This is a genomic window from Embleya sp. AB8 (assembly GCF_049739465.1).
GTDB lineage: Bacteria > Actinomycetota > Actinomycetes > Streptomycetales > Streptomycetaceae > Embleya.
Genome location: NZ_JBMHHY010000003.1, coordinates 161,458 through 174,149, shown reverse-complemented (window position 1 = coordinate 174,149; position 12,692 = coordinate 161,458). Strand labels below are relative to the sequence as shown.

The 12,692-nt window shown below is 71.5% G+C and carries 12 protein-coding genes; 8 read left to right on the top strand and 4 right to left on the bottom strand.

The features are described from left to right. Nucleotides 1-34 precede the first annotated feature (34 nt). The 5 genes from ABIA38_RS05565 to ABIA38_RS05545 all read left to right on the top strand — a co-directional run bounded on the left by ABIA38_RS05565 (nt 35) and on the right by ABIA38_RS05545 (nt 3,771). Nucleotides 35-1,783 (top strand): sigma-70 family RNA polymerase sigma factor, encoded by a 1,749-nt coding sequence (locus ABIA38_RS05565; RefSeq protein ID WP_424637279.1) that lies wholly within the window; start codon nt 35-37, stop codon nt 1,781-1,783. Nucleotides 1,784-1,889: 106 nt separating this feature from the next. Continuing rightward, nucleotides 1,890-2,687: a CAP domain-containing protein gene (locus tag ABIA38_RS05560; RefSeq protein ID WP_424637278.1), complete on the top strand. Its 798-nt coding sequence runs from the start codon at nt 1,890-1,892 to the stop codon at nt 2,685-2,687. Between the two features lie 188 nt (nt 2,688-2,875). Continuing rightward, nucleotides 2,876-3,064 carry a DUF1059 domain-containing protein gene (locus tag ABIA38_RS05555; RefSeq protein WP_424637495.1) on the top strand — a complete coding sequence of 63 codons (189 nt, stop codon included), beginning with the start codon at nt 2,876-2,878 and terminating at the stop codon, nt 3,062-3,064. 111 nt (nt 3,065-3,175) lie between these two features. After that, a complete protein-coding gene (locus ABIA38_RS05550) occupies nt 3,176-3,403 on the top strand; it encodes a toxin-antitoxin system HicB family antitoxin (RefSeq protein ID WP_424637277.1) in 228 nt (75 codons plus the stop codon). After that, entirely contained in the window at nt 3,400-3,771 is a 372-nt protein-coding gene (locus ABIA38_RS05545) for a toxin Doc (protein ID WP_424637276.1), read from the top strand. The genes ABIA38_RS05550 and ABIA38_RS05545 overlap by 4 nt, the downstream gene beginning before the upstream one ends. A 22-nt stretch (nt 3,772-3,793) precedes the next feature. Here ABIA38_RS05545 and ABIA38_RS05540 read toward each other — a convergent pair whose 3' ends face one another. Next, nucleotides 3,794-4,876, bottom strand: coding sequence for a serine hydrolase domain-containing protein (locus ABIA38_RS05540; RefSeq protein ID WP_424637275.1), 1,083 nt, complete (start codon nt 4,874-4,876; stop codon nt 3,794-3,796). A 231-nt stretch (nt 4,877-5,107) separates the two neighbouring features. Between ABIA38_RS05540 and ABIA38_RS05535 the strand changes: the two genes are divergently transcribed. Continuing rightward, nucleotides 5,108-5,797 carry a class I SAM-dependent methyltransferase gene (locus ABIA38_RS05535; protein WP_424637274.1) on the top strand — a complete coding sequence of 230 codons (690 nt, stop codon included), beginning with the start codon at nt 5,108-5,110 and terminating at the stop codon, nt 5,795-5,797. Nucleotides 5,798-5,799: 2 nt separating this feature from the next. Here the strand turns inward: ABIA38_RS05535 and ABIA38_RS05530 are convergent, their stop codons facing one another. The 3 genes from ABIA38_RS05530 to ABIA38_RS05520 all read right to left on the bottom strand — a co-directional run bounded on the left by ABIA38_RS05530 (nt 5,800) and on the right by ABIA38_RS05520 (nt 9,744). After that, on the bottom strand, nt 5,800-6,762 hold the full coding sequence (locus tag ABIA38_RS05530; RefSeq protein ID WP_424637272.1) for a hypothetical protein: 963 nt from the start codon (nt 6,760-6,762) through the stop codon (nt 5,800-5,802). Continuing rightward, complete coding sequence (locus ABIA38_RS05525) at nt 6,759-8,063, bottom strand: MFS transporter (protein ID WP_424637271.1); 1,305 nt, start codon at nt 8,061-8,063, stop codon at nt 6,759-6,761. Before ABIA38_RS05525 ends, ABIA38_RS05530 begins: the two co-directional genes overlap by 4 nt. 91 nt (nt 8,064-8,154) lie before the next feature. Then, on the bottom strand, nt 8,155-9,744 hold the full coding sequence (locus ABIA38_RS05520; RefSeq protein ID WP_424637270.1) for a discoidin domain-containing protein: 1,590 nt from the start codon (nt 9,742-9,744) through the stop codon (nt 8,155-8,157). A gap of 586 nt (nt 9,745-10,330) precedes the next feature. On the opposite strand from ABIA38_RS05520, the gene ABIA38_RS05515 reads away from it, so the two are divergent. Both ABIA38_RS05515 and ABIA38_RS05510 read left to right on the top strand, forming a co-directional pair. Further along, nucleotides 10,331-12,505, top strand: a complete 2,175-nt coding sequence (locus tag ABIA38_RS05515) for a carbon starvation CstA family protein (protein WP_424637269.1) — start codon at nt 10,331-10,333, stop codon at nt 12,503-12,505. Continuing rightward, nucleotides 12,502-12,684, top strand: coding sequence for a CstA-like transporter-associated (seleno)protein (locus tag ABIA38_RS05510; RefSeq protein ID WP_424637268.1), 183 nt, complete (start codon nt 12,502-12,504; stop codon nt 12,682-12,684). Before ABIA38_RS05515 ends, ABIA38_RS05510 begins: the two co-directional genes overlap by 4 nt. The last annotated feature ends 8 nt before the right edge of the window (nt 12,685-12,692 follow it).

The window sequence follows — 12,692 nt, the reverse complement described above, 5'->3', positions numbered from 1 at the left end:
GATCCGTCACGCCGGTCGAGGAAAGTGGACGTACGTGGACAACGAGCACAACATCGCCCTGGTCGTCGCGGCCCAGGGCGGTGATCTGCGGGCCCGGGACGAACTGGTGGCCGACTGGCTGCCGTTGGTGTACAACATCGTCGGTCGCGCGCTCGACGGGCACGCGGACGTCGACGACGTGGTGCAGGAGACCATGATCGCCGCGGTGGCCGGGCTCGGCGGGCTGCGTGACCCCGAACGTTTCCGGTCCTGGCTGGTGGCCATCGCGATCAACCAGGTACGCCGCCGGCAGACCCGCCGCGCGGCCACCACCCCGCTCCACGAGATCGCCGAACACCCGGACCCGGGCCCGGACTTCGCCGACCTGACCATCCTGCGCCTGGGTCTGTCCGGGCAACGCCGGGACGTCGCCGAGGCGACCCGCTGGCTGGACGCGGACACCCGCGAACTGCTCGCCCTGTGGTGGCTGGAGGCGGCCGGCACCCTGACCCGGGCCGAACTCGCGGCGGCCCTGGACCTGTCCGTGCCGCACGCGGCGGTCCGGGTCCAGCGGATGAAGGAGCAGTTGGCGGCGGCCCGGGTGGTGGTCCGCGCGCTTGCTGCCGAATCGCGTCCGCGCTGCGCGGAGTTGTCCGCGCTGATCGCGGCCTGGGACGGTCGGCCGACACCGCTGTGGCGCAAACGTATCTCCCGACACACCCGCGCGTGCGGCACCTGCGGCGCCCACCGCCACGACTTGGCCCCGGTCGAGGGGCTGCTGGCGGGGTTGGCGTTGCTGCCACCGGCTGCGGTCCTGCTGCACCTGGTCGCCCGGGGCGGTTGGTCGGCGGCGGGGGCGGCCGGAGCGGTCGGCGGGGCAGGCTCGGGTGGTGGGGCGAGTGCGGTCGGATGGACGGGCTCGATGGGTGGGTCGGGTGCGGTTGGCGGGCCGGGCGTCGGTGGCGACCCGGGCCTGATGGGCGGGCCGGGCGCAGCGGGCAGTCCGAGCGGGGTCGGCGGCCCAGGACCGGTCGGCGATCCCGGCATCCCTGGCGTCCCGGCCACGATGGGTGTCCCGGACTCGGGTGGGGTCGGTGGTTCGGCTGTCGTGCCTGTCGGTGGCGGCTCGCATGCCGCGCCGCGTTCCGCCCGCCGGTCTCGGCGGCTCTTGGCCGGGGCCGCCGTCGCGGTCGGGATCGTCGTACTGGGCGTGGTCGTCCTGGTGGACCGGCCCCACCACGACCCGCCGCCGCGAAGTGCGCCCGTCCCCGCGCCGATCCCGCCGGCGGTCGACGCGGTACGGATCCCGACCTCGGCGCCGCCGAGCGAGTTGCCGCCCACCACGTCACCTCTCACCACGTCACCGCCGTCGACGGAGCCGCCGGCCACCCGTACCACCGCCCCCGCCGACCCCCGGGCCCGGCTCGAACGGGCCGTCGTCGAGTTGGTCAACTCCGCCCGGGTCGAGCACGGTTGCGCCTCGGTCAGGGTCGACGATCGGCTGCGGGCCGCCGCGCGCAAGCACTCCGACGACATGCTCGCCCGGCGGTTCTACGACCACCTCAACCCGGACGGGATACGCGCCGACGGCCGGATCACCGCCGCCGGCTACCACTGGCGGCTGTGGGGCGAGAACCTCGATCGGGGCCGGTCGGACGCCGCGCACGTGGTCGCGGAGTGGCTGGCCGACCCGGTGCACCGGGACAACATCCTGGATTGCGGCTTCACCGACATCGGCGTCGGCGCCACGATCGGCCCGGGCGGGACGACGTGGTGGACCCAGGTGTTCGCCGCGCCGGCGTGACATCACCCGCTCCCTTTTCGTTATCCGTGCGCGCCCCTCGGCTCTCCCAGGTGTCCCCGACGACCGTGCCGGGCGACCAGCCGTATCTTTCGAGGAGTTGCGCATCGTGCAGTACCGACACCACCGGCTGTACCGACACCACCGGGCCGTGTCCACCACCCTGGCCGCCGCGCTGGCCGCGCTCGTGGTGGCCGGCTGCGGCTCACCCGCCGAGCAGCACGACGGCGCGGCCCGATCGGTCACCTCGACCGACGCCGCATCGGCGGCGTCCACGTCGGCGGCGTCGACCGCCGCCACACCGACGCCGTCCGGCGGCACCGCAGGCCCGAGCACCGCCCCGAGCACGGGCTCTGCCGCCGCGACGACCAAGCCGACCTCGTCCGCCCCCACCGGCCGCGCCGGGAGCGACGGCCGGTCCCCGGCGACGAAGAGCACCCGAACCACCACCGCGCCGCCGGCGGCCGACGGCCCGCCCGGTGCCAACCCCACCGTGCGCGGCAACCGCCCGCCGTCCCAGTCGATCACCGACGCCGAGGCGATGTCCCTCGAACTCCTCAACGCCGAACGCGCGAAGGTCGGCCTGGCCCCGCTGCGGGCAAGCACCGACCTGAGCGACTTCGCCCGCACCTGGGCCGAGCACATGCGCCGCACCGGCTTCGCCCACTCCGGCCGCGAGTCCGACGCACTGGTCACCGGGAGGCGCACCGGCGTGGCGGAGAACATCGTGTGGTGGGGCGATCCGGCCATGACGGCCCGTCAGGCCGCCGAGAAGTTCCAGGACATGTGGCGGCACAGCCCCGGTCACTACCGCAACCAGACCGACCCGACGCACACCGAGGTCGGCATCGGCCTCTACCACGACGACAGCGGTTGGTGGGGCGTACACGAGTTCTCCAACGGCTGACGCCCGGCGCGCCGAGCAGGGACGCTCCAGCCCCGCTCGGCGCCCTTCACCAACAGCACGTCGATCCGCGCACCGCACCGCTCCCGAACCGCTCTAAACTGGACATATGGCCTCGCGCAGTGCCATGCCCGAGGCCGTGCCCCGCAGGGGGCGGGGACTCGGGGATGAACCCAGTCCGGGAGGACACCATGCGCAAGGTCGCCGATTGCCGGGAATACCCCAGCGAGTCCGGCTGCACACTCACCATCGCCGGTTCCGAGGAGGAAGTCCTCGTCGCCGCCGCCCAGCATGCCCAGGCCGTACACGGGCACACCGATTCGCCCGAGTTGCGCGAGGAGCTGCGCAAGTTGCTGAAGGACGAGGAACCCGGCCGCTAGAACGACTTACGAACACCGGATGCGCCGGGTGGGGTCCGGCCAACCTCGGAACCAAGGCCGGCTTCCCGACTCGTCGCCCTCCTTGCTAGCCGACGGTGCTAGCTTTGCGGCATGGCCAAGACGCAGCTGAATGTCCGGGTGGACGAAGAGATCGCGGAGAAGGCGAAGGCCCGCGCCGCCGAGTCGGGGCAGTCGATACAGGAATACGTCGCCGAGGCGATCGAACGCGACCTGGGCGGGCCCCGTACGCGGTTCTTCGAGGCTGCGGACGACTTCATGACCCGCTTCCGCCGCGACTTCGACCGCGATTTCCCGCCGACCGGCGGGGGTTCTTTGTGATCGTCCGCATCGACGAGCGATGGCTCCTGGAAATCCAGGAGCGGTACGTTCCGGAAGAGTCCCGCCTCCGGGACTTCACCGCCCTCAAGGCCGTCGTCGCCCGCCAGTTGGCCGATGGTCCGCATGTCGGGTACACGATCGACGCCGCATGGATAGCGGCGGCCGTCGGCCATACGATCGTGAAGCTGCGGCCGATGGAGTCCCGGAATGGCCTCTTCGCCGCGTGCGCGGTCTTCTCCTGCATGGCGGCCGCCGGGTCGGCCATCGATCCCAAGTACGGCGACCTCAACGGACTCGTACGCGATGTGGACAACGGCGCTGCCGACGTCTTCGAGATGGCCGGTCGCATTCGCTCGTGGATCGTCTGACCGCCATGACCGCACTCCACCTTCACGGGCACAAGGCGCGGGCCAACACCTTGTCCACCGCTGCGCGTCGGCCGTCGTCGGTGGTCCATGGTTCCGTGATGAAGCCCGGGCTGCCGCCCGGGTGGCCCCAGATGGTTGTGCCGCAGGGCAGGACCTCGGATTCCAGGCCCAGGCCGTAGCGGTAGGGCAGGCCGGTGTCGAGTGTCGTGGTCATCTCGCGCAGCTGGGTCGGTGCGAGTAGGCGGCCGGCCAGGAGGGCGCGGATGAAGCGGGTCAGGTCTCGGCCCGTGGAGAGCATTTCGCCGGAGGCGCCGGCCTGGGACGGGTTGAACTCGGTCACGTCGATGGGCGTCGGGGTCAGTTCCGCGTAGGCGTGCGCGTGTGGTCCGGGGATCGCGGGTGAGCTGCCCGGGAAGCGGGTGTCGGTCAGGCCGAGTGGGCGCAGTACGCGACGGGTGACCTCGTCGGCGTAGGAGCGGCCGGTGACCTTCTCGATCAGCATGCCCGCGACGACGTAATCCGTGTTGGAGTAGTGGAAGCCGCTGCCGGGCGGGGTGAAGTAGGGCGGCTGCCGGACCCCGGCGGCGACCATCCGGTCCGCCGTCCAGGTCTGCCACCGACCGGTCCGGAACCAGTCCTCGCTGCCGATGCCGAGGGCGTAGACGTAGTCGTGCAGACCGGAGCGGTGATCCAGGATCTGTCGGACGGTCGTTTGCGCACCGCCGGGGATGAGGCCCGGCAGGTAGCGCTCGATCGGTACGTCCAGGCCGATCCGGCCCTCACCCACCAGTTGCAGCACCACCGTCGCCACGAACGTCTTGGTGGTGCTGCCGATCCGGAACGTCGCGTCCGGACGCATCGGGACGCCGCGCGGCACGTCGGCCTGCCCCGCGGCGAGTCCGCGATGGATGTCGTCCCCGTCCAGGCGCAGCAGCGCGGCGGTGGCCCCGGCGTCGACGACGGCGGTCAGGTCGGCGCCCAGGGGGCCGACGGGGGTCGCCGTCGCGGTCGACGGCACGGCCAGTACGGCTACGGCGGTGAGGCCGGCGGCGGCGATCAGCGCGCCCGGACGCCGCCCGGTTCGGTTCTTCCTCGTTGGTCGCATGGCCCCTACGCTCGCCGTTTCGCAGGCCCCGTACATCGGCCCGCAAGCGCGTTCGCAGCCGCCGTCCCACGCGGTACCGGACCTCTCGGTGAGCCCTCGGCTACGTCCGGTGTCGAGGGCTCCGGGTACACCCGCGGGATGGCGGTGATCGCGGCGATGGCCTTGACAGACTCGGGAGTTGGCGGTTTGGGTGGGGGGAATGTGTGGTGATCTTCGTGGCGGGAGCGGTTGATGGGACGGGTACGGGAGGGGTATCGCGGGGCGGGGCCCGGGGCGTTCACGCCGGATGGGTGTGCCGTGGAGTTGTATGCGCGGCTGCCGGTGCGGGACGAGCCCGAGGTGATCGCGGCGGGCGCTCGGGAGGGGGCTCGGACGTTGCTCGAACTCGGGTGCGGGGTCGGGCGGGTCACCCATGCGTTGGTCGAGCGTGAGTGGGTCGTGACCGCGGTGGACGAGTCGGTGGAGATGCTCGCGCGGGTGCGCGGGGCGACCACCGTGGCGTCGACGATCGAGGAACTGCGGTTGGGCGAGCGGTTCGACGTCGTGGTGTTGGGGTCGTATCTCGTGCACGCGCCCGACCCCGAGGTGTGCCGGGCGTTGTTGGACACCTGTCGGGCGCATGTGGCCGACGGGGGTGTGGTGTTGATCCAGCGGGAGGGGGCCGGTTGGTATGACGAGCTGCCGCCGGCACGGGAGCATGCCGGTGGGGTGTTGCGGTTCCTGAGTTCGGAATCGGTGGCCGAGGATGTGCACGCGGTGCGGATCGCGTACGAGTTCCCGGACGCGCGGTGGGTGCACGAGTTTCGGTCCCGGCAGCTGAGCGAGGCGCGGTTCGAGGCGATTCTGGCCGAGTCTGGGTTGGCGGTGGACGCCTACCTGGACGACGCGCGTACGTGGGTGCGGGCGTTGCCGGTCGGGTGAGGTCAGCGCAGTGCCGTCGGGGAGGCCGCCTTCGTGGCGAGCAGCCTCGGGGTGCCGCCGCCGTCGGCGGGGGTGGCGTAGACGTCGTGGCCTCGGCCGTACATCACCGTGGCGTCGTCCAGCCAGGCCGCCTGGTCGTCCACGTTCGCCCGTTCGGCCAGCGGGGTCTCGTGCAGGGTGGCCAGGTCGAGCACATGCAGGCGCCAAGTGCCGTTCCCGGAGCGTTTCTTGAAGGCGATCCGGGTGCCGTCGGGGGACAACGACGGGCATTCCACGCCGTCTCGGATCGTGTGCGCCTCCCACTTGGCGTAGTCGCCCTCGACCAGGTAGGTGTGTCCCTTCGTGCCGACCGTGGCGTAGAAGCGGTTGTCGTCGGCGGCGAAGCTGACGCCCCAATAGTTGACGTCGGGGGAGCGGTAACGTTTGCCGTCCACGGTCAGCGGGATGGCCTCGATGTTGAGCAGCGTGTAGTCGGTGCGGGTGTCCAGGATGCCGGTCCAGGTGGAGAAGCCGGTCTTGTTGTACGAGTCGCCGGTGACGAACACGGTCCAGGACACCATCCGGCCGCTCGCCGAGACCCGGGCCCGGCTCGGGGTGCCGGCGAGTTCGACGCGGCGGCGTACGTTGGTCGTTCGGTCGACGATCAGCGCGTCGGTGCCGGGGAGCGGGCCGCCGCGGGTCTGCAGGCATACCCCGGTGCCCGCGCCGACCGCGAAGCGCTCGCAGCGCAGCCCACTGTCGGTGCGCGCCGAGCCGGGCGGCTCGCCGAGCCCGGTCGCGGCCACCGTACGGTGCCCGCCCGCGCGTGAGGTGTCCACGAACACCAGGCGTCCGCCCGCGGTCAGGTCCAGCGCACGCCGCTCGACCGCCGAGTCGTCGTTGCGATCGGCCGCGAAGGTCGAATAGCCGACCCCCACCCCCACCAGCACCAACAGGCCGAGCGCCAAGGCGAGTACGCGCTTCATCCGGTCACCTCCGCACATGCCGAATCCGTCGGGGACCGCCCCGGCAGCAGCCGCCGGGCCAAGAGCAGGCAGCCGGCCAGCCCGGCCCCCATCACGAGCAGCGCGGGCCCCGGGCCGTACAGCGTCCAGGCCGCGCCGAAGAGCACCGAGGACACCAGCCGGGCGCCGGCCTGTCCGGTCTGCAGCAGGGCCAGGCCGCTGGTGCGCAGATGCACCGGGAGCAGCGGCCCGGTGGCGGCCATCAACACGCCGTCGGTGGCCGCGTAGAACAGACCCTGGAGGCCGAGCACAAGCCCGAGCACCGCCCAGGTCGACACCGTCCCCGGGGCCCGGCCGCCGGTGGGCGCGGCGGCCACCGCGTAGGCGGCGAGCAGCGCGAGATGGCCGCCCAGGAAGACCCGGAAGCGGCCGACCCGATCGGCCAGCCGGCCGAGCGGCATCGCAAGCAGCAGGAAGGCCCCGGCCGTACCGAGCGGGAGCAGCGGGAAGTAGCGCAGCGGGATGGCGAATCCGTGTTGGAGCACCAGGTAGACGAAGGTGTCGCCGACGGTGAGCAGGCCGAGCAGCGTCGCCGCCACGCAGGTGCGCCGGAACTGCCGCAGCCGCAACAGCCCGAACGCGGCCCGCAACGAGGCCGCGCCGCGCCTCGGCGCCGGTTCGCGATGGTCGCGCACGTACAGCGCCATCAGCAACACGGCGAACATGGCCACGCAGAAGCTGACCACGAACACCGCGTCGTACGCGTCGTGCGTGGCCCACAACACCGCGAAGGCGGCGAGCGGGCCGAGGAAGGCGCCGACCGTGTCCATCGCGCGATGGACGCCGAACGCCCGGCCCAGGTCGGCGGTCGGCGTGCTCAGCGAGATCAGCGCGTCGCGTGGCGCGGTCCGCAGGCCCTTGCCGGTCCGGTCCGCCGCCAGGGCCAGACCGAGGCCGGTGACCGAGGAACCGGCCAGCGGCAGGGCGAGTTTGCACACGGCGGACAGCCCGTACCCGGTGCCCGCGACCAGCTTGCGGCGCCGGGTGCGGTCGGCGATCTGCCCGCCGAGCAGCCGGACGAACGCGGTGACGCCGAAGTAGGTGCCGTCCAGGAGGCCGTATTGCAGCGGGCTCAGGCCCAGGGTGAGGACGAAGTAGGTGGGTAGTACGGCGGTGACCATCTCGGCGGAGACGTCGGTGACCAGGCTGACCGCGCCCAGGGCGAGCACATTGGCCGGGACGTTGCGGACGAATCCGCGCGAGGCCCCGGTGGCGGCGATCCCACCGGCCCGATCCGCTTGCCGGGTGGCGGCGATGTACACGGGCGATCCCTCCTCGATCCGTCGGGTGCGCCGGGTCGAACCCGGGCCGGTCGGCGGGTGGTTCGCCGACCGGCCCGGTCCGAGTGCGCGCTCAGTGACAGGCGACCGGCCCGAAGGAGTCGAGCTGGCTGCCGTCGTAGCGGATCAACTGGCCGGAGTAGGTGCCCGGGGTGAGGGTCAGCTTGAGTACGGCCGGCGAACCGGTCACCCGCTTCTCGCTGTTGGGCTGCGGACTCTCGAAGTCGTAGGGATCCGCGCCGCCGGTGCCCACGATCAGCTCGCGGATCCCGGCCGGATCGGCCTTGGCCTTGGGGTTTTGCGGCGCGTAGCGCTCGTAGAGGTGGTCGTGCCCGTTGAGGACCAGATCGGTGTGCGCGTCGTAGAGCACCTGCCAGGCGGTCTGGCTGACCTTGTCCGCCTGCGGCCCCGAGCTGTACAGCGGACGATGCCAGTAGGCGGCCACACAACCTTGCGCGTTGTTCGCCAAGTCGCTGCGCAACCACTGGAGTTGGTCCGAGTCGTCGGTCATCGGCTGTTCCGAGTCGAGCGCGATGAAGTGCCAGCCGCCACGATCCCAGCTGTACCAGGTGGTCCCGGCGGGGGTGGCCCGGTCGCCGAAGTAGGCCTTGTAGCCGGCCTCCGGCGTGCTGTCGTCGAACTCGTGATTCCCGGGCGAGGGACGGGTCTTGGCCTTGAACCGGCCCCACGTGGTGTCGTAGTAGTTGCGGTAGTCGGCCAGACTGCCGGTGTCGTATTGGTTGTCCCCGAGGGTGAGCACCTCGTCCGGGTCGATCGCCTCGATCCGGCGCGCGGTCTGTTCGGCCCCGCACTGCTGCGCCGACGTGCAGCCCGGGTCGGAGATGTCCCCGGCGGCGACCACCGTGAAGGACGAACTCCCGGCCTGCGGCCTGCCGATGACCGCCGCGCTGGGCGCCGAGACGTTGCCCGCCGCGTCCCGGGCGCGGACCGTGTACGAGTAGGCGACGCCGGTGGTCAGGCCGGTGTCGGTATAGGTGGTGCCGGTGCTGGTGCCGACCCGGACGCCGTCGCGCAGCACGTCGTATCCGGTGACGCCGACATTGTCGGTGGACGCGGTCCAGCTCAGCGAGACCCCGGTCGGGGTGGTGCCGGTCACCCGCAGAGCGGTCGGCGCACTCGGCGGGGTGGTGTCCGGGCCGCCCGCGCCGAAGACCTCGAACTCCCAGAGCGAGTAGCCGTATTCGGTGGCCCGGGTGCTCGCGTATACGCGTACGTGGCGGCCGTGCGTGGCCAGTCCGCCGAGGTCCTCGACGCCGCCGTTCCCGGCCGAGGTGGAGTAGACCTTCGTCCAGGACGCGCCGTCCGGCGAGACCTCGATCCGGTACGCCTTCGCGTAGGCGGCCTCCCAGGTCAGCCGCACCCGGGAGATGGACACGTCGGCGCCGAGGTCGACGCTCAACCACTGGGCGCCGGCGCCCTCCTTGCTGGCCCAGCGGGTATCGGCCTTGCCGTCCACGGCCTTGGCCGGGCCCAGCGCCGAGCTCTCGCTGGAGGAGGCCGAGGCGGGCTTGCCCCGGGAGAGCAACACCTCGGCGGCGGAGGCGGTGCGACCGAACGTCAGCACGGTGGCGAGCAGGGCGAGTACCGCGACCACGGCGGGCCAGCCGCGGGTTCGGGACCGGCCGCGCAGTGCGGTTCGCAAGACGCGGGCCGGCGAACCTCGCCGGGTCGGGCGTGGTGAGGGCAGGGGCAGGTGCACGTCGTCCTCCAGCGTTGAGGAGCCGATCGTCGTCGTGCCTGAGCCGGGCAGGATGGTGCGGCCCGACCATCCCAAGGCCGCGCACCCGCCGTCAAGACTTGTTAGGAAACTTTACTAACAAGACCTCAGGTGGACACGAGCGAGTGGCGGGTCGTCTGCCCTCGCGGGTCGAACGGGTGTGCCGGGCCGTACACAGGTTGCGCGCATGTACCCGACCCCGGATCGGCAACCGCACGGAAATCCGCCGGACATCGGGTGTCAACCAAAGGGCCGGCACGGGCAACTCTTCCACAGGGCCGCCGACCGACGGTCCCGGATTCCGACCGGAGGAGGCGTCATGACCGGAGATCGATCCCCGCCCGCCGCCGGCCGCGCGCGCCGCGCCGGATCGTCGCGCTCCGACGGGTGCCCGGGTACGCCCGCCGGGACCCGGAGTTGGCCGGCGTCCCGTGCTGCTACCGGTACCGGCTCGCCCGGCCGGGCCCTTGTCATCCGTTGTGCTTTTGTCCCCTCCCGATGAGGAGTACGCGTGCCCACCACCACCGGCACCCGCCGTCCCCGCTCGTATCGGCCCAGGTCGATCCTGATCTGGACCGTCGTCGCCCTGATCGGGGCGGCCGGCTGGGGCGTGGTCGCCCTGGCCCGAGGCGAAGAGGTCTCCGCCGTCTGGCTGATCTTCGCCGCGGTCGCCTCGTATGCGATCGCCTATCGCTTCTACTCGCGGTTCATCGCCAGGCGTGTCCTGGAACCCGACGACACCCGCGCCACGCCGGCCGAGCGGCTCGAGGACGGCGTGGACTTCCAACCCACCGACCGCCGGGTGCTGTTCGGGCACCACTTCGCCGCGATCGCCGGCGCCGGGCCCCTGGTGGGTCCCGTGCTCGCCGCGCAGATGGGCTACCTGCCCGGCACCATCTGGATCGTGGTGGGGGTGATCTTCGCCGGAGCCGTGCAGGACATGGTGGTGCTCTTCCTCTCCATGCGCCGCGACGGCAAGAGCCTGGGCCAGCTGGCCCGGGAGGAGATCGGCCGGGTCGGCGGATTCGCCGCGCTGATCGCGGTGTTCGTGATCATGATCATCCTGCTCGCGGTACTCGCGCTGGTCGTGGTCAACGCGCTTGCGAACTCGCCGTGGGGGACCTTCTCGATCGTGCTGACCGTCCCGATCGCCGTGTTCATGGGCGTCTATCTGCGCTTCCTGCGACCCGGCCGGGTGCTCGAGGTCAGCGTGATCGGCGTGGTGTTGCTCCTGGCCGCGATCATCGGCGGCGGGCAGATCGAGCACACCGCGCTCGGCGACGCGTTCACCTGGAGTCCGACCACGCTGGTGTGGTGTCTGATCGGCTACGGCTTCGTCGCCTCGGTGTTGCCGGTCTGGTTGCTGCTCGCGCCGCGCGACTACCTGTCCACCTTCATGAAGGTCGGCACCATCGTGCTGCTTGCCGTCGGTGTGTTGGCGGCTGCGCCGAACCTGAAGACGGACGCGGTCAGTTCGTTCGCGAGTTCGGGTTCGGGGCCGGTGTTCGCCGGATCGATGTTCCCGTTCCTGTTCATCACCATCGCGTGCGGCGCACTGTCCGGGTTCCATGCCCTGGTCGCCTCCGGTACCACGCCGAAGCTGATCCAGAAGGAATCCCAGGTCCGGATGATCGGCTACGGCGCCATGCTGATGGAGTCGTTCGTGGCGATCATGGCGCTGATCGCGGCCTGCGTGATCGACCCCGGCCTGTACTACGCGATGAACGCGCCCGCCGGCGTGCTCGGCGCGACCGCCGAGAGTGCTTCGCACGCGGTCGCGGGTCTGGGCTTCACGATCAGTCCCGAGGATCTGCGCGCGGCGGCCTCGGCGGTGGAGGAGAAGACGCTGATCGCCCGCTCCGGCGGGGCGCCGACCTTGGCGGTGGGCATGTCGGAGATCTTCGCCGACGTGTTCGGCGGCTCCGGGATGAAGGCGTTCTGGTACCACTTCGCGATCATGTTCGAGGCGCTGTTCATCCTGACCACCGTGGATGCCGGCACCCGGGTCGGCCGGTTCATGCTCCAGGACATGCTCGGCAACGTCTGGAAGCCGATCGGCCGAGTCGACTGGAAGCCCGGCATCTGGTTCACCAGTGCGATCGTGGTCGGGCTGTGGGGCTACTTCCTGCATGCCGGGGCCACCGATCCGCTCGGCGGGATCAACCAGCTCTTCCCGCTGTTCGGCATCGCCAACCAGCTGCTCGCCGCAGTCGCGTTGACCGTGGCCACCACCGTGCTGATCAAGTCCGGCAAGCTGCGCTGGGCCTGGGTCACCGGCGTCCCGCTGGCCTGGGACGTCGCGGTGACGTACACGGCCGGGCTGCAGAAGATCTTCTCCGCCGACCCCCGGATCGGCTTCTTCGCCCAACGCGACCGCTACGCCGACGCGATCGACGCGGGCAAGGTGTTGGGTCCGGCGAAGAACATGGACGACATGCACACGGTGGTACTGAACTCCACCGTCGACGGCGTGCTGATCGCGGTGTTCCTGGTGCTGATCGCGGTGGTGATGGCGAACGCGGCGGTGGTGTGCGTACGGGCGATCCGCGCCGGTGGGTCGTTGCCGACGACGGAGACGCCATGGGTCGAATCGACGCTGGAGATCGCATCGCCGGCCGAGGTGTCGCGGGCCCGCGAACTCGCGGGTGCCGGGGCCGGGTCCGGGGACGAGGCGGGTCGGTCGTGACCCGCGTGTTCCGCTGGATCCGGTGGTACCTGCGCGAGGTGTCCGGCGACGCGGACTACGACCGGCACTGCCTGCGGCACCTGGCCGAACACCCGGACGAACCGGTCCCGTCCCGGCGGGCCTACGAACGATGGCGGGCCGGCCGCCGGGAGGCGAACCCGCAGACCCGCTGCTGCTGAGGCGCGGC